The organism is Streptococcus sp. 339 (assembly GCF_013277285.1).
GTDB classification, from domain to species: domain Bacteria; phylum Bacillota; class Bacilli; order Lactobacillales; family Streptococcaceae; genus Streptococcus; species Streptococcus pseudopneumoniae.
Window position 1 is genome coordinate 1 of sequence record NZ_VMMR01000131.1, and the last position, 621, is coordinate 621.

Below are 621 nucleotides of genomic sequence, written 5' to 3' on the forward strand. Positions count from 1 at the left end.
AATCACGACTTTCTGATGAATTTATTTGGGGAGTGATAGAAAAGCCCTTCATCAGCCAGTCTACTTGTTCAGGTGTGAGAGCTTTGACATCCTTTTCTGTACTTGGCCAAGTCAACTTACCGTTCTCAAAGCGTTTATATAGTAGCCAAAATCCTTGACCATCCCAGTAAAGAGCTTTAAAGCGGTCTTTACGTCCACCACAAAAGAGAAAGACTTGACCTGAGAAAGGATCCAATTCAAAGTGGGTTTTAATGAGATAAGCCAGTGAATCAATGCCTTGTCTCATATCCGTTTTCCCACATACGAGATAGACCTGCCCTAGGCTAGATAGATGAATTGTCATAGAGCAACACCTTATCCAAAAGCTCTTCTATCATTTCGAGATTGAGGGATTGAAAAAAACTTACTTCAAGCTTGCCAATACGAATTTTAAGCAGAATATCATTTCTCTTTTTAGAATCAAAACGACGAGATTGTGGAATCTCTACAGGAACAATAGGTTGTGGCATTAAAATATCCTCCAATAGTTTTACTTTACTAATAGTATACAGGAGGTCTTCCATGAATGATAGATACCTTGTTATGACGCGCTTACACTTATGGTAACCGCCCAATAACGAA

The 621-nt window shown here is 38.8% G+C and carries 2 protein-coding genes; both read right to left on the minus strand.

The genetic code is table 11. The annotated features are described in order from the left end of the window. A partial coding sequence (gene tnpB / locus HT736_RS11380) for an IS66 family insertion sequence element accessory protein TnpB (RefSeq protein WP_172931058.1) occupies positions 1–343 on the minus strand: 343 nt, incomplete at its 3' end. Continuing rightward, positions 324–509: a hypothetical protein gene (locus HT736_RS11385; protein ID WP_031223047.1), complete on the minus strand. Its 186-nt coding sequence runs from the start codon at positions 507–509 to the stop codon at positions 324–326. The genes tnpB and HT736_RS11385, both read right to left, overlap by 20 nt. Positions 510–621 lie beyond the last annotated feature (112 nt).

What these genes read in the sequence shown, in the direction of transcription:
- HT736_RS11385 (WP_031223047.1), bottom strand. Translation starts at nt 509, where the DNA reads ATGCCACAACCTATTGTTCCTGTAGAGATTCCACAATCTCGTCGTTTT.